This window comes from Streptomyces sp. NBC_00038, from assembly GCF_026343635.1.
GTDB lineage: Bacteria > Actinomycetota > Actinomycetes > Streptomycetales > Streptomycetaceae > Streptomyces.
Genome location: NZ_JAPELQ010000001.1, coordinates 944204 through 970419 on the forward strand (window position 1 = coordinate 944204; position 26216 = coordinate 970419).

A 26216-nucleotide genomic window follows, 5' to 3' on the forward strand; every position below is an offset into this window, starting at 1 on the left:
CGGCTCGTCACAATCGACTCACTTCGGGAGGAAAAGGGGATCGCTAGAACGATCTAGCGCAAGCTAGCAGACGGGTTTAGAGCTTGGCGAGACTCGTGCAGCGCCTTTCTGCACTGGCTCCGCACGACGGTCTCCGACTCCGGGAGCCGGCGGTCGCCCGCCCAGGCGGCGGCCACGCACACCGCGTGCAGACTGGAGCGGACGTCGTGCACAGAACGCTCCGGCTACGGCAGCCAGCGCGGACACCGCCGCCGTGGCCGCGTCGCGGTCGCCGGGCACGGAGTCGATCCCCGCCCGGTCGCTCAACGCGGCACCGATGAAGCGCTTCCTGGACGCCCCCACCAGCACGGGGAAACCGGTGGCCCGCAGGGCGGGCAGATGCGTGAGCAGTTCCCAGTCGTGGGCGGCCCGCTTGGCGAACCCGAGTCCGGGATCGAGGATGATGCGCGCCGGATCGATTCCGGCCGCAGTGAGTGCCTCCACGCGGCGCAGCAGTTCGGAGGTGACGTCGCCGACGACGTCGCGGTAGACCGCGTGGCGGTCCATCTCACGACTGGGCGCACGCCAGTGCATCGCCACATACGGCACCCCTGCCCCCGCGACGACGGCAGCCATGGCAGGATCCGCCAGCCCACCGCTGACGTCGTTGACCAGACACGCGCCGGCCTCGATCGCGGCGCGGGCGACCGCCGCGTGCATGGTGTCCACACTGACGGCCACCTCCGCACGCACCAGCTCCCGCACCACCGGCACCACACGGGCCAACTCCGCCTCCACCGGGACGGGTTCGGCTCCCGGCCGGGTGGACTCGCCGCCCACGTCCACCAGGTCCGCACCCTCCTCGGCGAGCCGCAGGCCTCGTTCCACGGCCCGTCCAGTCTCGGCATACCGGCCACCGTCGGAGAACGAGTCCGGAGTCACGTTCAGGATGCCCATCACCAGGCACCGGCCGGGTCGTGGAAGCCCGGCGGGACCTTTCGATGGTGGCTGCGCAACGGCGCATCGCATGTCGATCATCGGTCGAACGACCTCCTCCGCCTGCGGGCCGTACGCCCTGCGAGCTGGAAAAGCTAAATCGATATAGCGAGCACGTTACAACGGATGGCTAAATCGTTCTAGTCCTGGGCAGTTCAATTTCGTCGCCTGTCATCTGGCGCCGCCCCTGGACGTGGGCGCAGCGGTCGTGACCGACCAGAGCGCTGCGACGCCACACGCCGGAGGTGTCCCGCAACCTGATCTCGTCGCGATGGGCGACCACGTCACCGACCGGCTCAGCGCGTAGCCGGGCGACCACATAACCGGCGGCCAGACCGGTGATGTCACAGACGACACCCATGGGCAGCAGCGAGCGCGTCTCGGCGATGGCGTCGTCCTCGCCCGCGCGCATCACCACGCGGATGTAAGGCGCGACGCCGTGGGCGGCGATGGCCACGGCCACGTTGTCCAGGTCGTCGGAACCGACGGCAGCCAGCGCCCGGGCGTGACCGATACGCAGCCGTTCCAGTACATGGCGGTCGCTGCCGTGACCGTCCATGACGGGAATGCCGAGGGTGCGCGCCAGCCGCGCGGTGGCGGCCTGCGGGTCGCGTTCGACGCCGACGACGGGTATGCCCAGTGCGCGCAGCTCGACGCAGAGCCGCATGCCGACCTGGCCCATTCCCACCACGATGACGTGCCCCGCGCGGGGCAGGGTTCGCGGACCGATCAGTCCGATCAGGCGCGGACCGAGCATCCGCTCGACCACTCCGGCGGTGAAGAAGGCGGTGAAGGCGACGGTGCCCAGCATCGCGAGGGCGGCGAAGATCTGGTAGGCGTGGGCATCCGGTGGCGCAGCGGCCGGACCGACGCCGGCCACTACCCGGGCGGCCTCGAACAGCGCCTCGGACGGGCGGTGACCGAACGCCGTGAGCCACATCCAGTCGGCGGCGAGTACGACAAGCATCGCGAGCATACCCAGGACGAGCAGCCGGGTGCCCGGATCGTGGGAGCGCAGCTGGAACCCGACCCACCTTCTGCGGTACCGGCGACGCCACTGCCCTGGCAGGGCTGATTCCTCTGCTTCCAGGACGCCGTCACGCTCTCGGACGACCTGGACACACCCTCCGCGCCGGCGAGCGGCGACGAAGGAAGGATCCAGGCACGGGCCGGCCAGTGACGGCGCCGCGAGGTCTGCCGGCGAGGTGACATCGCACTGCGGCAGGAGGCGCGCGAGCTCGTCGGCGATCGTGCGATCGAAGATGGTGACGATCAGAGGAACGTCGGGCGCGACGTGCGCGACGGCCAGCGCGTAGCGCAGGGCCGCGACGTCGTCGTGGAGCAGGACAGCCACGCCCGCCGGCCGCAGGGCCAGCGCCGCGCGCAGTTCGGGGTCACGTGGACGCGGGAGGTGCCGCACCGCGTCGGACGAGGTGTGAAGGGCACTGCACACCCGGCCGGCCAGGTGCGTGTCACCGATGACGACGTACGAACGGACGGGGCCGTGATACGTGTGACGCGTTGGGTTCGAGGCCATGAAGTCGACGTCCTGCCTTGAGAGATGACGGAGAGCCGGCAGGCAGCCGACCAGTGGGAGCCCGTCCGGGAAGCCGAGCCGGTCGTCAAGTGACCTTCGGCCGACGGTGATCGTCGAGGATGACCGACGAGGGAGCCACGGCCGGCCTTCCGGTACGCCGCGGCGTACCACCCCTCGCCCGTCTCTTTTCCAACGGCTCGGCGCGACGACGCGAGGATACAGAGGGACGCGGAACTCCCGATACGCGCCCGATCTAGGGTCCCGAACCCCGCCGCGCCGTACCGTACGGTTCAGTGCCGTACGAAGCAAGGCAATTCGATCCGACAGAACCGGCGCACTCGGCGTCCCGTAGTCGCCCGCGCTTCGGCTCCCGTCGGCCTCCTTACAATGGGCGAACGCCGTGTCGCTGGGACTCAGGTGCGCACGACAACGTCAGAGCAGGGGCGATGGGGACTTCCCGAAGAGTCACGCTGAACGACGTGGCCGCGGCGAGCGGTGTTTCTCGCGCCACCGTCAGTTTCGTTCTCAACGACGACCCTCACCAGACGATCTCGGCCGCCACCCGCGACCGGGTGAAGGAGGCGGCCCGAACACTCGGCTACGTTCCGCACGGCGTGGCGAGAGCACTGCGCGAAGGGACCTCCCGGGTAGTCGTCCTGAACATCGACGCGGGCATGGAAGGCGCGTATTCCCGCAGCTACATCCACGGCCTCGACACGGAACTGGCCGCCCACGACCACGTCCTCCTGGTCCGTCACGGCCACCACACCGCGCAGTCCACGCAGCAGATCCTCGACGCCATCGTCCCCCGCGCAGTGATCCGCTTCGGCGAGACGTACCTCACCGGTCACGCACTCGACGACCTGGGAGGCGGCTGGCGCAACGGTCTCGCCGCCCACACCGCCCTCCAACTCCGCCACCTCGTCGACCACGGTCACACCCGGATCGCCCTGGCGATGCCGGACGCCGAGTCACCGCTCGCCGCGGCCCGCCTCGGCTTCACCGGGCATGCCGCGCAGAACCTTGGCATCCCCACTCCGGTCTCCTTCATCGCCCCCCATGACCGGTCCGCCTGCGCCGACGCCGTCAACGCACTCCTCTCTCAAGCCCCCGAGGTGACCGCGATCGCCGGCTTCAACGACGACGTGGCCCTGCGCGTCCTCACCGCCCTGCGCGACCTGGGCCGGCGCGTGCCGGACGACACGGCTGTGATCGGCTTCGACGACAACGGCTACGGCGAACACGTCATCCCCTCCCTGACCACGATCAACGTCGACGGCGAGGCCCACGGCCGGCTCAGTGCCCGGCTCGCGCTGGGGCTCGACGCCAGTGGTCTGGAGCCCCCGCCTGCGCGGGTCGTCGTTCGCGAGTCGATCTGACGGAGCGGGCCACTCCACGGTTGCGGCTTCGCCGTACCGTCGTGGTGACTGCGGTCTCCGTCGCAGGGCAGAGCTCTGCGTCATGACCGTGCGCCGCACGCCGTCGCCCAGGAGGTACGCGCTTCACCCGCGGTGATCGTGAAAACGGCGACGTGGGCTACACCGACCAGAGGACCTACGCTCTCGCCGACGCAGGCGAGCACTGCCCCCGGTCCTGCGGCCAGGCTCGGCTTCACGTGCACGCGTTCAATACCGAGAGCGTCCGCCGTGATCGCTGCCAGCGTGGCTTCCCGAGGCATGATCAGTCGCGGTCCCGCACAACCATGAGTTCCGACAGCTTCGGTTCCTGCGACCGGAATACGCCGCGCACGTCCCTGTCTCCGCTGACGCCGAAGACCTCCTGAACGCCTCGGCGAAGACCAGCGCCCGCCGGGTTGTGCGTGGGGTCCAGGACAACCGTCGGGACTCCCACATGACTTCCATCCGTCTTGAAGAGGGGGCGGACCCGAAGGCCTCACGGACGCGACGCCGCCGTCCAAAGGCTAGGCAAGTGCCGTGCAAAGGCAGGGAGACACTCTCGTACACCCCGCCCGAAGTAACGGCTGGGCTGGCCGTGCGCCGCCAGGAACTTCCTGACCGGGCCGACGAAGTCGACCCGGAAAGCGCAGGTCCGAAGCTCGTACGATCCGGAACGTGACCTGCGGCCCGCCGCCGTCGACCATCCGCTCCAGAAATTCCGCGCCCCGGCTCTTGAGCTCACCCGAGGTGTACCGTACCGTACAGTTCACCTCGCCGATGAAGGCTTCCGCTCCTTCGGCGTGCCCGCCCGTTCGTGCTGTACCCATCAGCCGCGACACCCCCGAGCCGGGTCACTCACGACGCCAGGCGCCGCAAACGGCTTCGCCCCGCCGCCACAACGGCCGGCCCCACGCCCTTGCCACCGCCTCACCCACGCATCGCGACGACATGGAGAAACCGATGGCACACCTCGAAGACCAGATCCAGGCAACCGGAGGCCCGTTGGGCCTGCTGCGCAGCGGCCGATCCGGCGCCTACCCGTTCCCGATCAAGGCCGAGTTCACCAACTGGCGTGACGAGCAGGAGAGTTGGCGCACCTCGGCGGCGCTGATGGATCTGTCCCACCACATGACCGACCTCACCGTCGAAGGCCCCGACTGCTACCGGCTGTTGGCCGACGTCGGCGCCAACACCTTCCAGGGGTTCGGCCCGATGAAGGCCAAGCAGTTCGTCGCGGTCAACCACGACGGCTACATGATCGGTGACTGCATCCTGTTCTGCCTCGCCGACAACCACGTCCGCCTCGTCGGCCGCCCGCCGGCACTCAACTGGGTCCAGTTCCACGCCGAGACCGGAGGCTACGACGTCACCCTGCGCCGCGACGAGCGCACCGCGCAGAACCCGAACGGCCGTGAGTTCTTCCGACTCCAGCTCCAGGGCCCGCATGCCTCGGCGATCTTCGAGAAGGTCAACGGCGGCCCCATGCCCGACATCCCCTTCTTCAGCATGGGCAAGTTCAACATCGGGAAGCACGAGGTCACCGCCCTCAACCACCGTATGTCGGGCTTCCCCGGGCTGGAGTTCTTCGGCCCGTACGAACACATCGACGACGTCCGCAACGCCATCCTGGAAGCCGGCGAGCCCTTCGGGGTCCGTCAGATCGGCGCCCGAGCCTACGCCTCCGTGGCCACCGAGTCCGGCTGGATCGCCAACACCGTCCCCGCCGTGTACTCGGGCGAGAGCATGAAGACCTACCGCGAATGGCTCGGCGTCAGGACCTTCGAGGCCAACCTCTCCCTCGGCGGCAGCTTCACCTCCGACCATGTCGAGGACTACTACGTCACCCCCTGGGACCTCGGCTACGGACACATCCTCAAGTTCGACCACGACTTCATCGGCCGCGAAGCCCTGGAGCGGCTGAAGGGTGAGAAGCACCGGCGGAAGGCATGGCTCGCCTGGCACCGCGACGACGTCGCCCGGGTCTTCGCCTCCCAGTACGAGCAGGGCGACCGGCGCTTCAAGTACATCGAGATGCCCGCCGCCTTCTACGCCGCCTCCCAGTTCGACCGCGTCGAGAGCAACGGCCGCCTTGTCGGCATCTCGACGCTGTGCAGCTACACGTCCAACGTCCGCGGCTGGATCTCCGTCGTCATGATCGACGACGACGTGCAGTACGGACAGCAGGTCGAACTGGTCTGGGGCGAGCCCGACGGCGGCTCCGCCAACCCCACCGTCGAACGCCACTCCCAGACCACCATCCGCGCCACCGTCACCCGCAGGCCCTTCGCCGGCGACAAGCGCTGACAAGGGCCAGCTACGGCTTCTCCCCCGCTCCCGAGCCCGTCCACCCCACGCCTTCGGGCGGAACGGCATCCAAGACCCGGCCGCCGGAAGGTTCAGCGAGATCCCGGTGACCCGAGGGCACCACGATCAGGGCGGGGCACCAGGCAGGCGGCTCCCGCCTGGTGCCCCGCCCGCACCATTCCCCAGCGCCCCCTCCGCACAACTGCCGAGCACTCGCCCCGACGCAGAGACGGGACCCCCATGACGCACCTGAATCCGCTCCCCGGACAACCTGTCTCCGCGTTCGACACCAAGCGAGCCGAGTACGCCGTGCGCGAACTGCTGATCGCCGTCGGTGAAGACCCCGACCGAGAAGGACTGCGCGACACCCCCGCGCGCGTGGCGAAGGCGTACCAAGAACTCCTGGCCGGGCTGCGGCAGGAGCCCGAAGACGTGCTGACCACCGTGTTCGAACTCAGTCACGACGAGATGATCCTGGTCAAGGACATAGAGATCGTCAGCCTGTGCGAGCACCATCTCCTGCCCTTCCGGGGCACGGTCCACGTCGGGTACATCCCCGCCGCGAACGGCCGGATCACCGGACTGTCCAAGCTGGCACGGCTGGTGGAGGTGTACGCACGCCGACTCCAGATCCAGGAACGCCTCACCGGACAGATCGCCGACGCCCTGATGGGCATCCTGGGCGCGCGCGGCGCCATCGTGGTCGTCGAGGCCGAGCACATGTGCATGTCGGCCCGGGGCATCCGCAAGCCCGGGGCCCGGACGACCACATCCGCCGTACGCGGCCAACTGCGCAGGTCCGCGACGCGCGCGGAAGCGATGAGCCTCATCCTGGCTCGCTGACGTCAGCGCCCGTGACCAGCGAGCGCGCCCGCCACGAACTCAGCCTGCCGCACCTGGATTCGCCTCGCCGCCCTCAGGAGACCGCACGACCGACGCCTGCCTCACCCCGCCCGACGAGCGACCTGCTGGTGGACTGCGTCCTACATGGTCAGTTGAAGTTGTGCTGGACATGTAGATCGCACGGTGGGGACGAATCGCTCCGGACGGGTTGTGGGAGTTGGCGAGGCCGTTGTCGCCGTCGGCGTGAGCGCGGCCGCAAGGGAGCCCAGGAAGGGTTCGCCACCTGGCCGCCAACTCCTAGCGGCCGATCCCGACCACCTGGCATCCCGCGAGGCATCAAGGCTGAAGCCGACGGCCTCCTCGACGACTTCGGGCGCCCTGCGGCTCGCCGTTCAACGCAGCTGCCAGCCGCCCCCTTGACTTGGCCGATCAGTCATCCGTATCGCAATACAGGGGCGCTGTGTCCGCGTTGGCCTTGGTCACCAGACGGGCATCGATGTGTTCGATCTTGTCCTTACCCTCCCCGCGCAGCAGAGCGAGTGTGTGTCACCGCCAGTGCTCCCAAGTCCTGGACCGAGTTGGAGACCGTCGCCGCGAACTTCCCGTCCTTGAGCGCGGCGAGTCCCTGGTCGGTGCCGTTGACGGTCACGATCTTCACGCTGTAGGCGCCCGCCGCATCGAACGCTTGCCGCACACCTAAGGCCATGTCCTCGTTGGCTACAAACGCGTACTGGAGGTCGGGGTGGGCCTGGATCATCTTGGCTGCGGCAGCCTTGGCCGTCGCCCGGTCGAACATGCCCCGCTCGTCCCCAACCACCTGCACATTGGCTGCCAGGTTCTTGGTGAATCCGTCGACCATCAGGTTGGACGATGTACTCCCGTCACCGGAGATGACACCAGACCCCGTTGCTGATCGCAGAGCTTGAGTCGCATCTCAGCACGACCAAGAACAAGCACGGGCGTCCATTCCAGCGCCGGACGATCAACACCTCCAAGTACGCGGCTGTCCAGCTCCACCACTGGCTCACTGCTCAGGGCGGTATGGCTCAGGGCTTCATGATCGACACCACCACGCTCAACCACTGCTTCCGGTGGTCAGCCGGCCGGCGACAAAACCCGGCGTACAGCTCGACTCGTCTGCCGCCCCGCTACGTCCGGCGGAATCCCTTGATGTCCGGGAACGGCGGATCGTGGTCGGCCTGCAGGTCCACCTGGAAGACGTTCAGGGCCATCGCGAACATCGAGAAGGTCCCCAGAGCGGCGACCAGGTCGACCAGCCCGGGCTCCCCGAAGTGCTCAAGTCCGGCGGCGAAGGTCTCGTCGCCGACGAAGTGCCCCTCAAGCGCTTCGGACGCGAAGCGGTGGAGGACTTCCTCGTCCGGGCTGCTGAACCGCGGCTCCTCCCCGCGGGCCAGGCGTTGCAGCGCGGCCGGGTCCACTCCGGCGTCGACCGCCTTGGCCAAGTGCGCGTTCCACGAGTGCTGCGCGTCGAAGTGGCGAGCGGCGACCAGCAGCGCCAACTCCCGCAGTCGCAGCGGCAGTGAGGACTCGCGGAGACAGTACGTACCGAGTGCTTCCAGGTGTTCGCCGAGCGCGGGGTTGCGCAGCCACACCAGGAAGGGGCCGCCGACGGCCCCGCGACGGCTTCTGATCCGCTCTGAGAGTTCAACCTGTTCCGGGCCGGTCCCGGTGGGTGCTGACAGACGCATGTTCGTCTTCTCCTTCGTGTCCGGTCTTTCGTGTCCGGTCTTTCGTGTCCGGGCCGGAGCGCCGGCTAGAACTCCTCGTGGCTTTCCGGGTCGTAGCCGATCCGGATGCGGGCGCGGTCGCCGACGCGGGCGAGTTCGGCGGCGGAGAGTTCGAAGCCGAACACGTCGAGGTTGTCGCGCCGCCGCGACGTATCGCCCGACCGGGGCAGCGGGACCGCTCCGAGCTGGAGGTGCCAGCGCAGGATCACCTGGGCGGGGGTGACCCGGTGGGCCGCCGCCACGGCTGCGACGGCGGGATCCTGGACCAGTCCGGTGCCGCGGCCGAGAGGGCTGTAGCTGAGGGTGATGATGCCCTTCTCGGCGTGTACGGCGCGCAGTTCCTCCTGCGGGTGCTGGGGGTGCATCTCGATCTGGTTGACGGCGGGCAGCACCCCGGTCTCCTTCTCCAGGCGGTCCAGGTGCTCGGCGGTGAAGTTGGACACTCCGATCGAGCGGACCAGTCCCTCCTCGCGAAGCCTGATCAGCGCCTTCCAGGAGTCGACGTACTTGTCCAGCCGCGGCAGCGGCCAGTGGATGAGGTAGAGGTCGACGTACTCCAGGCCGAGCCGGCCGCGGGACTCCTCGAAGGAGGCCAGGGTCGTGTCGTAGCCGTGGTGGCGACCGGGGAGTTTGGTGAGGACCCGGATCTCCTCACGCGGGACTTCGGCGGCGGCGACGGCCCGGCCGACGCCGCCCTCGTTGCCGTAGACGGCGCCTGTGTCGATCAGCCGGTACCCGATACGGAGGCCGTGTGCCACCGCCTCCTCGGTCCGTGCGTCATCCAGGGGAGCGGTGCCTAGGCCGAGGGCGGGGATGACGCCGCCGTCGTTCAGGGTGCGGATCGGGACAGGAGGCACAGGGTCACACTTCCTTCTGCTGTACGGGGGTGTACGTACGGGGCTATGAGTGAGCGGCCACCGAGACGGGGTCGGCGGGGACGGTCACCGGGGTCTGCTCGTTGAGACCGTGGCGCGGGATCCGCGGAAGCCACAGCAGGCCGATGGCCGCGGCGGCCAGCCCCAGGCCTATGAGGAGCAGCATGAGCAGGGTCGGTGAGAAGGCCACGAGTGCGGGGGTGAGCAGGCTGAACCCGGCCATGCAGTAGCGGGCCATGCCGTAGGTGAATCCCTGGGACGTGCTGCGGATCTCGGTGGGGAAGATCTCCTGGGTGAAGATGCGGTACATGCCGTCACCGGCCCAGCTTCCGGCGATGGTGTTGAGGATGAAGAGGGCGGTCAGGGATGCCACGGAGAAGTTGCCGAGGATGGCCACCAGGGGGCCGATCACCAGGGCTACCAGACCGAGGGCGAGGCAGACGGTGCGGGACTTGGTGTCCGCGAAGCGCTGCAGCAGGAGTGCGATCACCAGGCCCACCACGAAGGTGACCGTTCCGATGGTGCTGAAGACCTGCATGGTGGAGTGCCCGAGGTTGACGATCAGGTAGGGGCCGAACTGCGTCAGCGTGTTCGGCATGATGCCGCCGATGACGAAGAACAGGGTGGTGGCAAGCAGTGCGGTCCCGTGCGGCTTGCGGAAGGTTTCCTTCAGTTTCCGCCGTCCGGTCGAGTTCTTCTCGGCGCGGCTCTTCAGCCAGGCCGACGACTCTGCGACGCCGCGGCGCATGACCCACACGATGACCGAGACCACCAGCAGGTGGCCGAACAGCAGCCGCGCGCCCAGACTGCCCGTGTCCGCCACGAAGTTGGAGATGACCAGGGAGACCCCGACGCCCGTCATCAGCAGAGTCTGGGAGTACGCCACTGCCGCACCCTGCCGTCCGGGGGGCGCCTCCTCGGCCACCAGGGCCAGCGAGGCCGGAATGTCGGCACCCATCGCGAGACCGGTGACGATGACGCCGGCGAACAGGACGGCCTGGTTGGGCGAGAGGATGACGATCAGCGCGCCGAGGGCGTAGATCACCAGGTCGGCGGAGTAGATCACCCGGCGTCCGAAAAGGTCACCGAGGCGGCCGCCGACAATGGCCCCGGTGGAGAAACTCAGGGTGAGCGAGGCGCTGAGCGCGCCGACACTCCAGGCACTGAGTCCGAGCTGCTTCTGCAGCAGAATGACGGCCATGGAAAGGCTCACCATGGTCGCGCCTTCGAGATAGGAGGCCATGCCGCCGAGAGTGGCGATGTACCAGGGGCGGGGCGAGCTCTGGTCCTTGGGCATACTCGCTGATTCCTCACTACGTTGTGGGGTCTTCGAACCTGACCGGGGACGGGCCACGCGGCAAAACATTCGGAGTTTGACGAGCTGTCCACTCACGCACGGCAAGCAGTACGCCCACCGCCGTAATTCGCGGAATATCCGCTGAATATGTTCGCTGGAATTCCTCGCACGGGGTCTGCGCGGGGCGACCCGGCGGACCTCGTTGTGATGGCGCGGCGCTCACGGGCTCGTCGGCGGGTTCCCGGGTAAGCAGTCCGCGGCCAGGTGGGCCGGGCAGAGAGACCGTGCCACCCTCGGCGCGACGGACGCAAGATTCTGGTCACGCAAGATGTGCGTACGGATATCGACAGGAAGTGGCTGCGGAGGGCTTACGGCCGTCGCCAACCGTCGCACCCAGAGGCATTCACCCCTGCTCAGCGGCATCGTGGACAGATCGGAGAGGCACTCGTGGGCACCCGCCGACGGCCCGTCTCACCGCCTCATCAGGATCCCCTATAACGAACATAGGGGATCGCCATTTCCCTGGTCTTGCTGGTTCCCCGCCGCGAATGGAAGAGTCCCCACCAATCCCGGGGAATCCCGGCTCGACCCTTGTACAGGAGCCTGAGATGACGGACGCGAGCACCATCCTTCGACTGGACCGATCCCGTCGGGATGCCATGCTCGGCGCGGATGGCGAAGCCCTGGCGGCTCTCCTCGACGACGGAGTGGTCTGGATACACGGAAACGGCAACATCAACACCAAGGAAGAAATCCTGGATTACATCGGGAATGCCCGGACCAAATATCTGTCGATCGAGCGCACGGAGGAGGACATCCGTTTCCTGGGAGGGCTGGCTTTCATCAGCGGGGTCGAGGACATGAAAGTGGAGGTGGCGGAAGGGGTCTTGGCCCTCCGCAACCGTTTCACCGTCGTATGGGAACCGGCCGGCGAAGAGTCGAAGATCATCAACTGCCAGTTCACCTCGATGCGCGAGCCGGCTCTGCAGCAGAAGCAGGCGTAGCTGCAGTTTCGGCCGGCTGACGTCTCGGTCGGCTTCAGTCTCGCCCGGAAAGATCAGGAGTCACCTTTGAATTCGTCCGCATCAGGGAATCTGCGGGTCGGTGTCGCCAAAGTCGACATCACGCCCGAGGACCTGACCAATCTCAATCCGCTGGGCGGGTCGTTCACCGGCGTGCACGACCGGATCCACCTCCGGGCGCTCGTCCTCGACGACGGGGCGCACGAGGTGGCTCTGCTGTCGGCCGATCTGATCGAGGCCGGCGACATGACGCCGGTCCGCGAGCGGATCGAGCGGGAACTCGGCATCCCCTTCGACCACATCGTCATCACCGCGACGCACACCCACAGCGCCCCCCGGATTGGCCTGGTGTCCCCGGGTGCGCTCGCGCACGGGGGACCTCCGGAGTCGGACACCTACACCGCCTGGGTGTACGACAGGATGATCGGCGCGCTGAAGGAGGCCAGGGCGTCGTCCCAGCCGGCCCGGTTCGGCCTCGGCAAGGGGACCGCCGATGTCAACGTCAACCGCGACGAGTACATCGCGGGCAAGTGGGCCATGGGCGTCAACCCCGACGGCCCGTCGGACAAGACCGTCTGGGTGCTCAGGTTCGAGACCCTCACCGGCGACCCGATCGCGGTGCTGCTCAACTACGCGGTGCACTCCACCGTGGTGCTGGGCACGGAGGAGGTCAGCGCCGACCTCGCGGGGGCGGCCACCGCGTATGTCGAGCGGCACCTCGGCGGCGGTGTCGTGGCGCTGTGGACCCTCGGGCCGGTGGGCGACCAGTCGCCCAGGGTCGCGCTCGGCAAGCTGCGGGGCGCCACCGACGACGAGCGGGTGTTCGCCTACGAGGCGATGGCCGCCCAGGGGCTGATGGTCGGTGCGGAAGCCGTACGGGTGGCGGGCGGGATCCGGGAGTTGACCTCCACGGTCCGCATCGGCGCGGCGGAACGGGTGCTCGCCTGTCCCATGAAGGAGGGCGTGGACGTGATGGAGGACATGATCCAGGAGAAGGTCGACTCGGTTGACCTGCGGCTGGGGCTGGTCACCATCAACGAGGTCGCCCTGGCCGGCGTGTCGGGCGAGGTGGTGACCGACATCTACCGGCGGCTCCAGCGGGAGTCCCCCCTCGCGAACACCCTGCTGATCTCCATCGCCAACGACCGCATCGGCTACCTCGCCGACGACCAGTCGTACGCACGCAACACCTTCGAGGTCAACGGCTGCCCCATCGTGCAGGGGTACGCCGAGTCCGGCATCGTCGACGGCCTGGTCGGCATGATCAGGGGCACGCTGCGGTGACCGGGTCCCAACTCGCGGCCGGCGTCGGCAAGTCGGTCATCGACCTTCCCCCCGACGTCTATCCCCTGGACGGGTTCACCGGGGAACACGACAGCCTGCACGCGAGGGCGGTCCTCCTCGACGACGGGGCGCAGCGCGTCGCCCTCGTCGTGGTCGAGCTGACGTCGATTCCCGAGGACGCCGTGCGCGAGCTGCGGGAGGCCGCCGCCACGGCCGGCCGCGTCGCGGGTGGCAACACCGTCGTGTGCGCGAGCCACACCTTCTCCGCCCCGCATCTTCAGGCGGCGGGAACGGGCGGACGGAGCGACGCCCTGCTGCGGGAGGCCGTGCGGGACGCCGTGGTCCGGTCCGTGACGGAGGCCCGGCGGACCATGCGGTCCGCCCGGGTGGGGTTCGGGCGCGGCACCTGCGGTGTCAACGTCAACCGGGACGTCCTCACAGCGGACGGCTGGTGGCTCGGCGCCGATGAGAGCGGCGTGTCCGACAAGAGCGTGGGCGTCGTCCGTATCGAGGACGACGGGGGGCAGCCGCTGGCGATCCTGATGAACTACGCCGTCCAGTCCTCCGTCATGAACGAGTCGCGCACGCGGACGGGCGAAAGGCTCGTCACCTCGGATCTGGCGGGCGCGGCCTGCCGCCATGTGGAGGAGTCCTACGGGGACGGGGCAGTTGCCCTCTTCCTGATCGGCGCGGCAGGCGACCAGGCCCCGTTCCTCACCGCGAACCGGTATGTCGCCCACAGGGGCGGGGCGTACACGAGGGCCGACGTCCACGAGGCCGGTCACCTGCTGGTGGACCTGCTCGGCGAGCGGCTGGGAGCCGAGGCGGTCCGGGTGAGCGAGGGGATCCGGTGCGCCGCCACGGGCGGGGGTCTGCGGGTCGTCAACACCAGCACCACCGTCCACGCGCAGGTCGCACCCGCCCGTATGCAGGACCTGCGCCCGGTGCGGAACTACCCCTTCCAGCCGGACGGCAAGGCGGAGGTACCGATCGACGCGGTGCGGATCGGGGACATCGTGCTGGTCGGCCTGCGGGCGGAACTGTCCAGCGGGACCGGCCTCGGCATCAAGGAGGACTCCCCGTTCGCGGGCACCCTCGTCATGACGATGGCCAACGGAGCGGCCAAGTACATGGCGGATGCCGCGAGTTACGACCGCAGCACCTATGAGGCGATGAACTCGCGCTATGCGCGCGGATCCGCCGAGGCCGTCGCGTCGAAGGTCGGTGAGATCCTGGAGGAACTCCGCGGCGACGGCCTCTGAGTGCCTCTCGCGAGGCCCGCGGTGCTGCGTCAGGGTGGCCGTCCGCGGTGGTGCGTCAGGGCGCGCCCAGCGCGGCACGCAGTTCGCCGCGCAACCACCGCAGCCCGGGGTCCGCGTTGCGGCTGGAGTGCCACAGCATCGACTCGGTGAAGCGCGCCCCGTCGTACCCGGGGACCTCCCGGATGGTGAAGCCGCCGGCCTGGGAGGCCCGCTCGGCGACCCGCCGGGGTAGCAGCGCGACCAGGTCCGTGTCCTGGACGAGCCAGGGCAGGTTCGCCCACTCGTCGGTCAGCACCGCGAGCCGCCCCTGCACCCCCAGCCCGTCGATGAGCCGGTGCGCGACGGTCGGCGTGCCCGACCTGCGGCTCACGCCCGCGTGCCGGAGTCCGGAGAGCACCTCGGCCGTCAGCTCGGCTTCCGCCGCCACCGGGTTGCCGGAGTCCAGCAGGCACACGAAGTCGTCGCTGAACAGCTTCTCGCTCTCGGCCGGGACGCTGAAGCTCAGCGGGGCGATCACCAGATCGGCCTCCAGCAGGTCGCGCTCCGCGAACCCGTCCTTCAACGCGCAGAACTGGATCGACAGCGCCGGCGAACCGCTGCCGAGGCGGGCGTTCAGAGGGCGGCCGATCACACCGGTCGCATAGCCGGAGCAGGAAATCACAAAGCGACGTTCGCTGGTCACGGGGTCGAAGCCGGCACGGGTCCGGAAGACGCTCTCGGCCGCCGTGAGTACCTCGGCCACCAGCGGGAGCAGCCGGTGCCCCAGCGGTGTCAGTTCGTAACCGGCAGCGCCCCTGACCAGCAGTTCGTCGTCGAAATAGCGGCGCAGTCGGGCCAGGTAGGCGCTCATGGTGGGCTGGCTCATATGGCACCGCTCGGCGGCCCGCGTCACATGCCGCACCTCCAGCAGCGCGTGCAGCGGCGTCAGCGCGTTCATGTCGAGACCGCCGAGATCCATGCCGCCCCTCCACGAATGCCCCGACGCTCCTGCCGAGGTCAACAGAAATGCTAAAGCCCCAGGCTATGGCCGACTCCCGGGAAGGTCGTCAGCCACTTCGACAAGGCGACGAAGGGCCGGCTGGTACGGGCCCTGCTCGAAGGGGTGCCCGGCCGTGGGATCCCGCAGAACTTGCCGTGGCGCTGCGGGAGTCGGGGTTCACGGTGGAGGTGACAGCGCAGGGTCGGCTCACGTGCTGGAGTACTACGGCGTCGGTACTGGTGGGCTCTCATATTCGACTGTCGCCGGTTCTCCGTGGAGCCCACCAGTGCCTTGGCCGGACGTGCCGGCCGCGGTGATGGCTGCCTCGGGTGTGGAGAAAACAGGCAACTGTTGGACCGGTCGGGGTTGCCCTTGCGGAGGTGGTACATCGGGTTCATGAGCCGAAGCTTCTCGGGGATGTCGCTGTCCAGGCGCTTGCCGGCCGTGCCCGACGCGTCACGCTTCTGGCTGTACTCGGTGAAGTGCCGCCCCGCGGTGGTGCCCAGGCCGAACTAGTTGTTGGTGTCCAGCGCGCTGATGGACACCGAGAGGTCGAAGCCGTCGAACGCGGGGAGGTTCTTCTGCCGGGTACCCACGTGCCAGGGGCAGGCACGGTCTCACTCGGTGGTCATGGGGCGTCAACAACCACATGATCACCGGCGGCGTGCCTGCACTGCGTTCCGGGGCAAGAACGAACTACTGGACATGACCAGGCGTCACAGACGAACCCGACGAACCCCGTTCATGCAATGCCCCTGGCCACAACCCGTGTCGGCGACACTCGGCGAACGGCCGGCTCAGCCCCGCCGAATACGAACATCGACACGCCGCCGAGGCGTCCGCCAGCCTCGCTCAATCTGCGGCATGGTCCGCAAGCCCGTCCATGTCCATCAGACCGGGGCAACTTCAGTGGGCGAACTGGTCGTTCTGGGTGCCAGGGCTCGGTGTATGCGGCTGCGAATCCGGTTTGTGCGAAGTGCTCTGCGGATGCCGACCACATTCAGCCCTGCGGCACGAGGCGGCCTGATGCCTCGTCGAGGCGTCGGTTCTCGGCGTCGGTCAGCGTGAGTTCGGCAGCCGCGAGGAGCGCGGGCAGCTGCGCGGCGTTACGACTGCTCAAGATCGGCGCGACCACAGTGGGCCTGGCCGCGAGCCATGCCAGGGCCACTGTCGAGATCTGCACCCCGCGTTCCTGCGCGATCTCGTCCAGCGCGTCGAGGACCTGAGCGCCGCGCTCGTTGACGTACTGCGCCGCCGGAGAGAACCGAGCGTCGTCGCGCTCCAACCGGTGCTTGCCAGTGAGGAATCCCAAGGCGAGCCCCCGGTAGGGGACGGTGGCCAGCGCGTGGTGCAGGGCGACCGGCATCAGGTCGGTTTCGAAGCCGCTGCGCTCGACGGCGTTGTAGTGCGGCTGAACAGCGACGGGCGGATGCAGCCCGTTCCTGGCTGCCACGTCCATCCACTCGGACACTCTCTTGCCGGAGAAGTCGGACAGGCCGATATGGCGGATCATTCCGGCGTCGACCAGTTCGGAGAACGCCGAGGCGGTCTCTTCGACGGGGACGCCCTGGTCGTCGAAGTGCGCGAAGTACAGATCGATCCGGTCGGTGCGCAGCCGCCGCAGAGAAGCCTCAGCCGCGCGTCGGATGTTCGTCGCGCGCAGGCCGGGATACGCAGGGTGCTTCCCGACCTTCGTGGCGATGACCATCTCATCACGGGCTCCCGAGGTCTTCAGCCAGGAGCCGATTATGGATTCCGAATCGAATCCGGCGATTTCCTCTACTGGCGGCCGGTAGGAGTCCGCGGTGTCCAGGAAGTTGCCGCCACCAGCCCGGTACGTGTCGAGCAGTCGATGTGATTCCCGGGTGCCGGCCTTCATGCCGAAGGCCGTCCCGCCGAGCGCCACGGGGAACACCGAAAGGTCGGTCGAGCCCAGGGGACGGCAAGTTTCACGCATGGTCGATACTCCTGAAATGTCGAACTCCATGTGGGGGTCGGCCGGCGTCTGTCCGGGCGTGAACCAGTGCCCCACGAGTGGGCGGTCACATGCCGCCGAGCTCGTGGGGGTGTCGGATCCGGAATTGTCCGTCTGCTGGCCGTGGCCACTCGAATGCTGCCGTGGGGGCGGCACAAGGCGGCCTCATGCGGTACCGCCAACGCGGCCCTGCCTACCTCTTACGTGGAACGGAGCCCGCTGACTGGCGCTGGCCTTACCTGGACCGTAAGGCCATGACGGCATGCTCCGAAAACCCCGCTCTGCTTGCGGCAGCGGGGATGTGGAGTCATTTCTTCTTGGGACGCTCACACCATCCGGCCGAGTCATCGCCCGCGGTGCCGACGTTGACCACTCCGGAATGGTGGGCCCAGACGGCAGCACGGGAGACGACACACGATGAGATCGGCGATTCCGATTCCACGATGCCCCCTGTCGCTGCGGCGGCCGACGAGGGCCGCGGGTCTGTGAGACCTCAGCTTGGTCAGCTTCGGCGTCCGTGTCCAGCGGGTGAACGAGTTCGGCCTTCGATCGACCGCAATCTAAGGTTGTACGCAACGAAGGGACGGTTTCGTCCCGGGCGTACTACCGTCCTCACCGTGGTGGGCGGGCTCCAACTGGCGCTGGCGTTCGGACGCACCCACCGCAGGCGTACCGCCTGCCTTCCTGATTTCTGAGCCGTGATCGGCTCCCATCTCTCCTCGCATCAGCTGTGACGCCGCACGCCCGCGGCCTGATGCCGCTTCGTAGCGCCGACGAACCCGGGGCCGCGATCTCGTCCGCCCGCATGCCACGACCCGCGTGGGAAAGGAACAGCCCCGATGACCATCACGGCCGACTCCGTACGCACGCTGGAGAGAACCCGCATCCAGGCCATGTTGGCCAACGACGTGGCCTGCCTGCGTAAGCTCATCAGCCCGCAGTGCTCCTACGTTCACACGACGGGCAGGCTCGACACAGGTGAGTCCTATCTGGCGGGTCTCGGCGACGGCCTCTTTCGGTATGAGGACCTGTCGGTCTCCGATCAGTCGGTCACACTGCAAGCAGCCACGGCTGTCGTCGTGTACCGGCTCTCGGCGCGCATCGCGATCGACGCCGAGCCCGTGGTGTCGGAGAGCCGGTGTACCGCGGTATGGGCGGAGCGGCACGACGGCATCCAGGTGATCGCCTTCCAGGCGACCCCCGTGAAGCCGTAGCCGGCACACCGCGGCGCGCTTCATGAATCAGACCGCTCACACGACAGGGAAACGCAGCCTGCCGGTCTCGCTGCCCCCGGCCCCGTGGCCGGCCGACGTCGCCGTGGTCCGGTGCGCACGCCTGGCGGCCGCGTTCCGGACCGCCGGGACCGTCCGCCGACCCGGCCTTCGCGCGGCGCGCGGCACACGATCACGGTTTACGACAGGCTCGAACTGCTCACAGGAGGCTATTGCCTTCGAGTAAACGCTGACTTAATCTGGCTGTCATATCGTAAGGAGGCGGAGAATGGTTGCGAGCAGCAGCTCTGTGCTGAATCAGAGGCCGCGCCTGCCTGCCGCGTAGAACCCTTCGCCGCGCAGTTGTGCCCCACTTAGTCAGGAGCGGGCATATACAGCTGCGTCTGGGCGTCGCGCAGTCAGCCATTGGAATGCCGCTGATGCGGCAGTGGTTTGTAGCGCGACAGCTCTCTTGCGTACCCGCGGGTTACCCACGCGATGGCGCACATTCGTGCGCGACCGAAGACACAGGTCAGAGCATCACGTCGACGGCCAGTAGATTGCCGCCGATGTTTCCTCACTTGCGTGGGCGATGATTTATCACCCCAACCCGGGGGATTACACACGCGACGACGTGCATTCACAGGCGATCGAACACGCAGGGCCGCCCATTGTGGGCTCCAAGTGTCTCGACGCGCACTGTCGGTATTGCGTCGTCGCGCATATGGAGCCGCATGCGCTCGTCAAGGAATGATGCGACCCCTTTTCCGATCTAGGCGTACAACGCGGTACAGCAAAGGCGTCGGACAAGTGACAGATATAGAGTCAGCGCGCTACTCAAAACGCTCAACCATACTCGGCGCAATGGCGTCGTACCTCGACGGCACGACGTCGGTCAGCGTCGGCGTCTCGATCGTTCTGTTCAACTCGGTCTTCCACCTGAGCCCCTGGATGATCGGCGTACTCGTCTCCGGATTCCAGTTGGCGTTCGCGGTCGGCGCGATCGTCGGAGGCCGGCTCGGGGACGTGTTCGGCAGGCGGGCGGTCTATTCGGCCGATCTCCTGATCTGCGCAGTGGCGATGCTCGTCATCATCATCGCGCCGAACCCGGCGGTGCTCGTAGTCGGCTTCGTGATCACCGGGCTCGCGCTCGGAGCCGACATACCCGCCTCTGTCGCCCTGGTGTTCGAGGAGGCGAGTGCGGGCCGTCGCGGATCGGCCGTCGCCATGAGCCAGGTGTTCCTCTTCTCGGGCGTGGTCCTCACCCAGTTCATCGGTATCGGCGTGTCGGACCTGGGCGGTCTCGGCGCCCGCCTGCTCTTCGTCCACCCCATGGTCGTCTCGCTGATCGTGTGGTTCCTGCGCCGGGAGATGAAGGAGTCGCCGGCCTGGGAGCAGGCCAATGTGACCGTCGATGCGCGGGCGCGGAGGAAGCGGGATCTCCGGCTGCTGCTCAGGCCCCCCTACGGAAGCGCGCTCATCGCGATCACCGTGTTCTACGTCTTCTCCTCCGTGTCCGGCAACATCACCGGGCAGTACAGCACTTACCTGATCACGACGATCTCGAAGTCGACGGTGCTCACCGCGACGATCGTGTCCGTCGGGACGACACTGCTGCTCATCGCGGCGGGCGTCGCATTCCAGCGGCTCGTCGATCGCGCCGCCGCGAGGCGGGTGCTGTTCGTCCTCGGCACCGCGCTCACCGTCGTGGGATCCCTCGTTCCAGTCATAGCCGGATTCAGTCTCTGGTCGGTCGTCGTGATGCTCTGCGCGACCGGGGTCGGCTTCGCATGGGCGGGAGAAGGCCTGTTCCGCGTGTGGACCCAGGAGATCTTCCCGACCGAGATCCGCAGCACCTCGCAGGGCCTGACCTACGGCATCGGCCGGTTCGCCATCGCCGGATACGGCGTGTTCGTACCGGCTCTCGCCGCCAACGGCCCGACCGCGCTGATGGTGGTCATGGCGGCCTGCGGCGCGGTCACGGCGCTCCTCGGGCTCCTGTGGATCCCGCAGCTCACGCGTGCCAGGCCCGTCGCACGCTCGGCCGGGGCCCCTCTTCTGCTGTCGAGGGCCAGAGGGTAGACCCGGCGATCACTGACCATCCTCGTCGGCACGCACACCGACAGCACACCTTCCCTACCGCAGGAGACACGTATGTCCCGTCCCAATCCCACCTACACCCTCGAAGAGATCCAGAAGGAACCCGATCGCGACTTCCCCCGGTTCGTTCGCGACGACGCCACCCGGCTGGGAGAGATCACCGTCGGCATCATCCTCGAATGGGGCGTGAACCTCTGCGTCGACGTCCACATCGGAGACGAACTGGCGTACCGGGCACAACTCGGTACCACCGGCCAGTTCAACGCCGACGTCATCCGGCGGAAGATCCTGACGGTCAACAAGTTCGGCCACAGTTCGCTGCTCGCACGACTCAAGCGCGACGCCGATCCGGGCTTCGGCAGTGAACTCCCGGAGGAGTACGTCCTCGCCGGCGGCAGCATCCCCATCTTCGTCGACGGTGTGATGACGGCGACCATCTCCGCCTCGGGCGAGGAGGACGCCCTCGATCACGAGGTCATCGCCGAAGCGCTCGACCGGTTCGCGGCGGAGCGCAACTGAGCGCCTCCGGGTCGGGTGGCGGGACGTCCCGCCACCCGGCCCGGAGCATCGCCCAACGGACAAGCCGCCCCATGAGAGGTGCGCAAGGAATGAACATCGCCATCGCCGAACAGGTCATCAGCGCCTGCGTGAAGCAGTCTGCCCGCATCGGAAAGCCGGTCGCGGCCGTCGTCGTCGATCTCGAAGGCCGGGTCGTCATGGCACGCCGCGCGGACGGCGTTCGAGACCTCGTCCTGCAACTCGCCACCTCGAAGGCGTACACGGCGGCGATCATGGAGCGTCCGACCCTCCTTCTGGAGCAATGGGCACACCTCACCCCCGACGCACTCGCGCGGCTGTCGTCACTCGGCCCCTATCCGATCATGACGGGCCCCGGAGGGTTCGTGATCAAGCGGGACGGCGGTCTGCTGGGTGCCTTCGGGGTGTCCGGCGCTCGCGGGGACGAGGACCAAGCCATCGGCGACGCGGTGCTCGACGAACTCGGCTTCGAGACAGATTTCGCCGCGTTCGACTGACATCGGCCAAGACCGAAGAAGAAGGGACTCACAGTGTCCAATACCTACCAGCCGGTCCTGATTTCCCATCAGGCCGCACTTCAGATCGTCACGAGCGTGATCGCCGAAGGCTCGCGACGTGGGCTGCGTCTGGTGGCGACGGTGGTCGATCCGAGCTTGCAGGTCGTCGCGTTCTGCCGCGCGGACGGGGCGAACCCTCTCAACGCGGGTTCGAGCCGACGGGCGGCGAAAACGGCGTGCGCGGACGATCGGCCGAGTGGATGGATGAGCGACCACGACGCCATCGTTCTCGCGCTCGCCGCGGGCAACGAGGAGACCAACATGCGCGGCGGCCTGCCCATCCGGTTCGACGGCGTCCTGGTCGGCGGTCTCGGCGTCGGCGGCGCGGCTCCCGATGACAACGAGGCGGTGGCCCGGGCCGCGTTGTCGAGTGTCGACGCCGATGACCCGATGTCCGTGGCGTGACGCACAAGACGCACAAGGCCCACAAAAGGAAGAAGGAGCACACACGCATGGCGCCCATACGCAGAGCGATCGCCTCGACCGGGCTGGAGGTGTTTCCCGTCAACCTCGGCGGTACACCCTTCGGGCGATCGGCAGACCGACAGCAGGCGTTCGAGGTTCTGGACGCCTACCGCAGCGCCGGGGGGAACTTCCTCGACACCGCCGACGGCTACGGTGACGGGGCATCCGAGAGCGTCATCGGCGCCTGGCTGACATCCCGTGCGGCCCACGACGAGTTCGTGATCGCGACGAAGGTCGGCAAGCACTCGCAACTGCCCGGCCTGCGGCGCGAGAACATCCTCGCCGCCGTCGACGCCTCGCTGAGGCGCCTCGGCGGAGATCGCATCGACGTGTACTACGCCCACTACGACGACGAGAGCGTTCCTCTCGCGGACGTCGCCGGGACGTTCTCGTCCCTCGTGGACGCGGGGAAGATCGTGAGCATCGGGGTGTCGAACTTCCGTGCCGAGCGAGTTGAGGAGTGGCTGCGGATCGCTCAGGACGAGCATCTCCACGCCCCCGTGGCGATCCAACCCCACTACAACCTCGTTGAACGTGCCTACGAAGGCGAACTCGGGGCGGTGGCCGCCAAGCAGGGACTCGCCGTCATGCCGTACTGGGCACTCGCGTCGGGATTTCTGGCCGGCGTCGTGAGGAACGCCGCCCAGGCGGAGAAGCACAGCGAGTTCGCGGCCCGCTACCTCGGCGAGCGCGGCGACCGCGTCCTGGAAGCGCTCGACACCGCGGCCTCGAACCATCACGTCACGCAGTCCACCGTCGCACTGGCGTGGCTCATAGCCCAACCGACCGTGACAGCCCCCGTGGCCGGCGCCCGGACACCGGAACAGGTCGCAGGACTCGTCGAGGCGGCAACGCTCGATCTCACCCCGGAGGAACTCGACGCGCTCTCGGCCGCCTCACGCTGAGTCGCCCCCGCGCGTATCGAGGGACTCCCCGGGACACCCACACGGAAGGAACGAAGGTTGTACTCCACACCGCCCAGGAACGACGTCATCCGCTGGGGTGTCGTCGGTACCGGTTACATCGCCAACACGGTGTTGCCCGACATGATCGCGACCGAGGGTCTCGCCGTCACCGCGGTGTGCTCGCGTGACGCGGGCAGGGCTGCCGCGTTCGCTCAGAAATGGTCCATTCCCAGGGCGTTCGACGACCCGGAGGCACTCTTCGCGGATCCGGACGTCGACGTCGTCTACGTGGGAACACCGGTGAGTACGCACTTCCCCCTCGCGCGGGCGGCTCTCCGGGCCGGCAAGTCCGTTCTCGTCGAGAAGCCGTTCACGCTCGACGCCCAGGAAGCCAGGGAACTGGTCGCGCTCGCCCGGTCGCGGAACGCCTTCCTCATGGAAGCGACGTGGACGCGCTTCAACGCGGTCGTCAAAGCCGCTACGGAACACGTCGCGAACGGCGTGATCGGTGACGTCCGCACCGTCACGACCAACTTCGGTCGCAACCTGGATTCCGCCCACAACGCGTGGCGCGCCGAGCTGGGGGGAGGAGCGCTGCTGGATCTCGGCATCTACAACGTCGCGCTCACCCACCACTTCCTGGGCGGCGCGCCGATCCGGATCAGCGCGTCGGGGACGTCCGCGGACGGCTTCGACACATCCTGTGCCGCCGCCATGGAGTACTCGGAGGGCCGGTTCGCACAGGTCTCCTGCTCGATGACCAGCTGGCTTCCCCAGCACGCGGTGATCGGTGGTACCGCCGGCGCCATCACCCTCCCGGGCTTCGTGAACCCGTGGACCTACGAGCTCGCGATCGGCGACGACCGCGAGACCGTCACGATCCAGCCGGAGGGGGCCGGATACACCCCGATGTTCCGAGCGGTGACCCGCGCCGTCTCCGGCGGACACACGGAGGCGGCTGAGAACCCCCTCGAAGACACGGTTGCCGGCATGGAGAGCATCGACACCATCCGACGTCAGGTGCTCGCGGACGGCGCCGACTGAGCGCAGCGCACGAACCCAGCCGGACAGATCCACCTGGACCGAACGACCATGGAGCAGCAGCTGTGCATCAGACAGCGAAGTCGACCGCGCCCATCGCGGTAACCGACCTCGGCACCGTACGAGGCGCCTCAACCGCACAGCCGGGTGTCACGGTCTTCCGCGGCATCCCTTACGCCGCGAGCACCGCCGGTGAGAATCGATGGTGCCCACCGCAACCGGCCACGCCCTGGTCGGGCGTGCGGGACGCGGTCCGATTCGGCCCGATCTGCCCTCAGAACGCGGGGCCTGGGACGCTCCCGATGAGTGAGGACTGCCTCGCCGTGAACGTATGGGCCGCGGGGGTCGACGACGAACGACGGCCCGTCCTGGTGTGGATCTACGGCGGTAGGTTCATCTCCGGACACGGAAGCGACCCGACCTTCGATGGTGCGGCGCTCGCGTCGACCGGCGTCGTCGTCGTCACCCTCAACTACCGCAGTGGAGTCTTCGGCTTCCTCGCGACCGGCGAACTCCTGGAGGAGTCGATCGAGGGAGGCGGCGCCGCCGCGGGCACCGTGGGCAACTACGGCTTGCTCGATCAGATCGCGGCCCTGAAGTGGGTACAACGCAACATCGCCACATTCGGTGGCGACCCCGGCCGCGTCACCGTCGCCGGGCAGTCCGCTGGTGCCGCATGCGTGATGGACCTCGTCTATTCGCCGCTGTCCCAGGACCTCCTGCACGGCGCCATCGCGGAGAGCGGTGCCCTTCACCCGGGAGACCCCTCCCTCGACTTCGTCGCCGCGTCGTACCGGCGCCGCGACGATGCCCTGAGCCAGGGCGAGGAGTGGATGCACAAGCACGGAGTCAACACCCTGGCCGAGTTGCGTGAGCTGCCCGTGGAGCAACTGCTCGTGGGCAACGACGCGGACGAACCAGGGCCGGGCGGTCATCGTCCCCCGTTGTTCCGACCCGTGCTCGACGAAGTGGTGTTCCGGCGAACGTACGACGACTCGCTTGCGGGAGCTCACCACCGCGACATCCCGGTGATCACGGGCGGCAATCTCGACGAAGACGGAGCATCGCCACTGCCGACGACCACCCTGGCGCAATACCTTGAACACGCGCACACGGTGTACGGGGAGATGGGTGAGGAGTTCCTCTCGCTGTTCCCCGCGCAGAGCGACGAAGAGGCACGTACTCGCTGGAACGAGTCGGCACGCGCGCACTCGCGTTCATCGACCTATCTCTGGGCGGAGGCATGGTCGCGAGCCGGCGGGACCGCGCCGCGCACGTACTACTGGACGCACGCTCCGGCCGGGCACGACGCCGGCACGCGGGGGGCATTTCACGGATCGGAGATCTACTACGTCTTCAACAGCCTGGCGGCGAATCCCGAAAGGCCATGGACGCACAACGACCGTACGATCGCAGGGGTCATGTCGTCGTACGTCTCGAACTTCCTCAAGTCGGGTGACCCCAACGGCGGCCACCTGCCCGTTTGGCGGCGGTTCGACGGTGAGCCGCTGACCATGGAACTCGGTGACGCGTTCAGCCCCCGAGCGGTCGCGAGCGCGACCGAACTGGATTTCTTCCGGCGCTTCTTCGCCGCGCGCCCCAAGCGGTGACGACAAGGAATCGACGGAGGTGGCGCTGGTCGACGGCGTCCACCGACCCGTCAAGGCGCTGATCGACCTCGCAGTCGTCGCCCTCCCTCGACCGCGACATCCGCACAGCGGAGGCGCCGGACCCGGTGCGCGTCCGACCCGGCGCACGCGGAGGGCCGAGAACCAACGCGAACCGGGCCAGGGCGAGGTCCCAGCGTCAGTGGCACATCCCGGTCAGCGCCCCGCATACCTCACCGCCGGGGCCCTGCCGTGTCCCCGTCCCGGCCGCAGCCCACCACGGCGACCGGGACGA

General features: G+C 68.0%; 21 protein-coding genes and 1 pseudogene. 14 read left to right on the forward strand and 8 right to left on the reverse strand.

Annotated features, from left to right (window positions below):
* Window positions 1-53: 53 nt before the first annotated feature.
* Both folP and OG219_RS04415 read right to left on the reverse strand, forming a co-directional pair.
* Window positions 54-936 (reverse strand): annotated as a pseudogene (folP, locus tag OG219_RS04410) (dihydropteroate synthase).
* 169 nt (window positions 937-1105) lie between these two features.
* Window positions 1106-2512, reverse strand: coding sequence for an NAD(P)-binding protein (locus OG219_RS04415; RefSeq protein ID WP_266823047.1), 1407 nt, complete (start codon window positions 2510-2512; stop codon window positions 1106-1108).
* Between the two features lie 479 nt (window positions 2513-2991).
* Here OG219_RS04415 and OG219_RS04420 point away from each other — a divergent pair, with 479 nt between their 5' ends.
* The 3 genes from OG219_RS04420 to folE all read left to right on the forward strand — a co-directional run bounded on the left by OG219_RS04420 (window position 2992) and on the right by folE (window position 7056).
* Window positions 2992-3891 carry a LacI family DNA-binding transcriptional regulator gene (locus OG219_RS04420; RefSeq protein WP_266823049.1) on the forward strand — a complete coding sequence of 300 codons (900 nt, stop codon included), beginning with the start codon at window positions 2992-2994 and terminating at the stop codon, window positions 3889-3891.
* Window positions 3892-4869: 978 nt separating this feature from the next.
* Window positions 4870-6213 carry an aminomethyl transferase family protein gene (locus OG219_RS04425; protein WP_266823051.1) on the forward strand — a complete coding sequence of 448 codons (1344 nt, stop codon included), beginning with the start codon at window positions 4870-4872 and terminating at the stop codon, window positions 6211-6213.
* A 240-nt stretch (window positions 6214-6453) separates the two neighbouring features.
* A complete protein-coding gene (folE, locus tag OG219_RS04430) occupies window positions 6454-7056 on the forward strand; it encodes a GTP cyclohydrolase I FolE (RefSeq protein ID WP_266823053.1) in 603 nt (200 codons plus the stop codon).
* 514 nt (window positions 7057-7570) lie between these two features.
* Here the strand turns inward: folE and OG219_RS04435 are convergent.
* From OG219_RS04435 to OG219_RS04450, 4 genes are all read right to left on the reverse strand, one after another.
* Window positions 7571-7915 carry a substrate-binding domain-containing protein gene (locus OG219_RS04435; protein ID WP_266823055.1) on the reverse strand — a complete coding sequence of 115 codons (345 nt, stop codon included), beginning with the start codon at window positions 7913-7915 and terminating at the stop codon, window positions 7571-7573.
* Between the two features lie 289 nt (window positions 7916-8204).
* Window positions 8205-8765 carry a carboxymuconolactone decarboxylase family protein gene (locus OG219_RS04440; protein WP_266823057.1) on the reverse strand — a complete coding sequence of 187 codons (561 nt, stop codon included), beginning with the start codon at window positions 8763-8765 and terminating at the stop codon, window positions 8205-8207.
* 65 nt (window positions 8766-8830) lie between these two features.
* Window positions 8831-9661, reverse strand: a complete 831-nt coding sequence (locus OG219_RS04445) for an aldo/keto reductase (protein ID WP_266823059.1) — start codon at window positions 9659-9661, stop codon at window positions 8831-8833.
* 43 nt (window positions 9662-9704) lie between these two features.
* Window positions 9705-10976 (reverse strand): MFS transporter, encoded by a 1272-nt coding sequence (locus tag OG219_RS04450; protein WP_266823061.1) that lies wholly within the window; start codon window positions 10974-10976, stop codon window positions 9705-9707.
* A gap of 608 nt (window positions 10977-11584) precedes the next feature.
* Between OG219_RS04450 and OG219_RS04455 the strand changes: the two genes are divergently transcribed.
* The 3 genes from OG219_RS04455 (at window position 11585) to OG219_RS04465 (ending at window position 14544) form a co-directional block, all read left to right on the forward strand.
* Window positions 11585-11980, forward strand: coding sequence for a nuclear transport factor 2 family protein (locus tag OG219_RS04455; RefSeq protein ID WP_266823063.1), 396 nt, complete (start codon window positions 11585-11587; stop codon window positions 11978-11980).
* Window positions 11981-12046: 66 nt separating this feature from the next.
* Entirely contained in the window at window positions 12047-13282 is a 1236-nt protein-coding gene (locus tag OG219_RS04460) for a neutral/alkaline non-lysosomal ceramidase N-terminal domain-containing protein (RefSeq protein ID WP_266823065.1), read from the forward strand.
* Window positions 13279-14544, forward strand: a complete 1266-nt coding sequence (locus OG219_RS04465; protein WP_266823067.1) for a hypothetical protein — start codon at window positions 13279-13281, stop codon at window positions 14542-14544. Before OG219_RS04460 ends, OG219_RS04465 begins: the two co-directional genes overlap by 4 nt.
* Window positions 14545-14599: 55 nt before the next feature.
* Here OG219_RS04465 and OG219_RS04470 read toward each other — a convergent pair whose 3' ends face one another.
* Entirely contained in the window at window positions 14600-15502 is a 903-nt protein-coding gene (locus OG219_RS04470) for a LysR family transcriptional regulator (protein ID WP_266823069.1), read from the reverse strand.
* Window positions 15503-16523: 1021 nt separating this feature from the next.
* Entirely contained in the window at window positions 16524-17510 is a 987-nt protein-coding gene (locus OG219_RS04480; protein ID WP_266823071.1) for an aldo/keto reductase, read from the reverse strand.
* Window positions 17511-18337: 827 nt separating this feature from the next.
* On the opposite strand from OG219_RS04480, the gene OG219_RS04485 reads away from it, so the two are divergent.
* From OG219_RS04485 to OG219_RS04520, 8 genes are all read left to right on the forward strand, one after another.
* Window positions 18338-18712, forward strand: a complete 375-nt coding sequence (locus OG219_RS04485) for a nuclear transport factor 2 family protein (protein ID WP_266823073.1) — start codon at window positions 18338-18340, stop codon at window positions 18710-18712.
* Window positions 18713-19573: 861 nt separating this feature from the next.
* Complete coding sequence (locus tag OG219_RS04490; protein WP_266823075.1) at window positions 19574-20791, forward strand: MFS transporter; 1218 nt, start codon at window positions 19574-19576, stop codon at window positions 20789-20791.
* Between the two features lie 72 nt (window positions 20792-20863).
* The gene (locus OG219_RS04495) at window positions 20864-21328 is read left to right on the forward strand and encodes a heme-binding protein (RefSeq protein ID WP_266823077.1); all 465 of its coding nucleotides are present in this window, start codon (window positions 20864-20866) and stop codon (window positions 21326-21328) included.
* 89 nt (window positions 21329-21417) lie between these two features.
* Window positions 21418-21843: a heme-binding protein gene (locus tag OG219_RS04500; RefSeq protein WP_266823079.1), complete on the forward strand. Its 426-nt coding sequence runs from the start codon at window positions 21418-21420 to the stop codon at window positions 21841-21843.
* A gap of 33 nt (window positions 21844-21876) precedes the next feature.
* Window positions 21877-22308, forward strand: coding sequence for a heme-binding protein (locus tag OG219_RS04505; protein ID WP_266823081.1), 432 nt, complete (start codon window positions 21877-21879; stop codon window positions 22306-22308).
* Between the two features lie 47 nt (window positions 22309-22355).
* On the forward strand, window positions 22356-23273 hold the full coding sequence (locus tag OG219_RS04510; RefSeq protein WP_266823083.1) for an aldo/keto reductase: 918 nt from the start codon (window positions 22356-22358) through the stop codon (window positions 23271-23273).
* Between the two features lie 57 nt (window positions 23274-23330).
* Entirely contained in the window at window positions 23331-24317 is a 987-nt protein-coding gene (locus OG219_RS04515; RefSeq protein WP_266823085.1) for a Gfo/Idh/MocA family protein, read from the forward strand.
* A gap of 62 nt (window positions 24318-24379) precedes the next feature.
* The gene (locus OG219_RS04520; protein ID WP_266823087.1) at window positions 24380-25924 is read left to right on the forward strand and encodes a carboxylesterase/lipase family protein; all 1545 of its coding nucleotides are present in this window, start codon (window positions 24380-24382) and stop codon (window positions 25922-25924) included.
* Window positions 25925-26216: the final 292 nt, after the last annotated feature.

Excerpts from the sequence above, each read along its gene's own strand:
- folE (WP_266823053.1), top strand. The coding sequence starts at position 6,454 with ATGACGCACCTGAATCCGCTCCCCGGACAACCTGTCTCCGCGTTCGAC.
- OG219_RS04450 (WP_266823061.1), bottom strand. The coding sequence starts at position 10,976 with ATGCCCAAGGACCAGAGCTCGCCCCGCCCCTGGTACATCGCCACTCTC.
- OG219_RS04510 (WP_266823083.1), top strand. The coding sequence starts at position 22,356 with ATGGCGCCCATACGCAGAGCGATCGCCTCGACCGGGCTGGAGGTGTTT.
- OG219_RS04455 (WP_266823063.1), top strand. The coding sequence starts at position 11,585 with ATGACGGACGCGAGCACCATCCTTCGACTGGACCGATCCCGTCGGGAT.
- OG219_RS04490 (WP_266823075.1), top strand. The coding sequence starts at position 19,574 with ATGGCGTCGTACCTCGACGGCACGACGTCGGTCAGCGTCGGCGTCTCG.
- OG219_RS04470 (WP_266823069.1), bottom strand. The coding sequence starts at position 15,502 with ATGGATCTCGGCGGTCTCGACATGAACGCGCTGACGCCGCTGCACGCG.
- OG219_RS04495 (WP_266823077.1), top strand. The coding sequence starts at position 20,864 with ATGTCCCGTCCCAATCCCACCTACACCCTCGAAGAGATCCAGAAGGAA.
- OG219_RS04425 (WP_266823051.1), top strand. The coding sequence starts at position 4,870 with ATGGCACACCTCGAAGACCAGATCCAGGCAACCGGAGGCCCGTTGGGC.
- OG219_RS04485 (WP_266823073.1), top strand. The coding sequence starts at position 18,338 with ATGACCATCACGGCCGACTCCGTACGCACGCTGGAGAGAACCCGCATC.
- OG219_RS04440 (WP_266823057.1), bottom strand. The coding sequence starts at position 8,765 with ATGCGTCTGTCAGCACCCACCGGGACCGGCCCGGAACAGGTTGAACTC.
- OG219_RS04500 (WP_266823079.1), top strand. The coding sequence starts at position 21,418 with ATGAACATCGCCATCGCCGAACAGGTCATCAGCGCCTGCGTGAAGCAG.
- OG219_RS04435 (WP_266823055.1), bottom strand. The coding sequence starts at position 7,915 with ATGGTCGACGGATTCACCAAGAACCTGGCAGCCAATGTGCAGGTGGTT.
- OG219_RS04480 (WP_266823071.1), bottom strand. The coding sequence starts at position 17,510 with ATGGAGTTCGACATTTCAGGAGTATCGACCATGCGTGAAACTTGCCGT.
- OG219_RS04415 (WP_266823047.1), bottom strand. The coding sequence starts at position 2,512 with ATGGCCTCGAACCCAACGCGTCACACGTATCACGGCCCCGTCCGTTCG.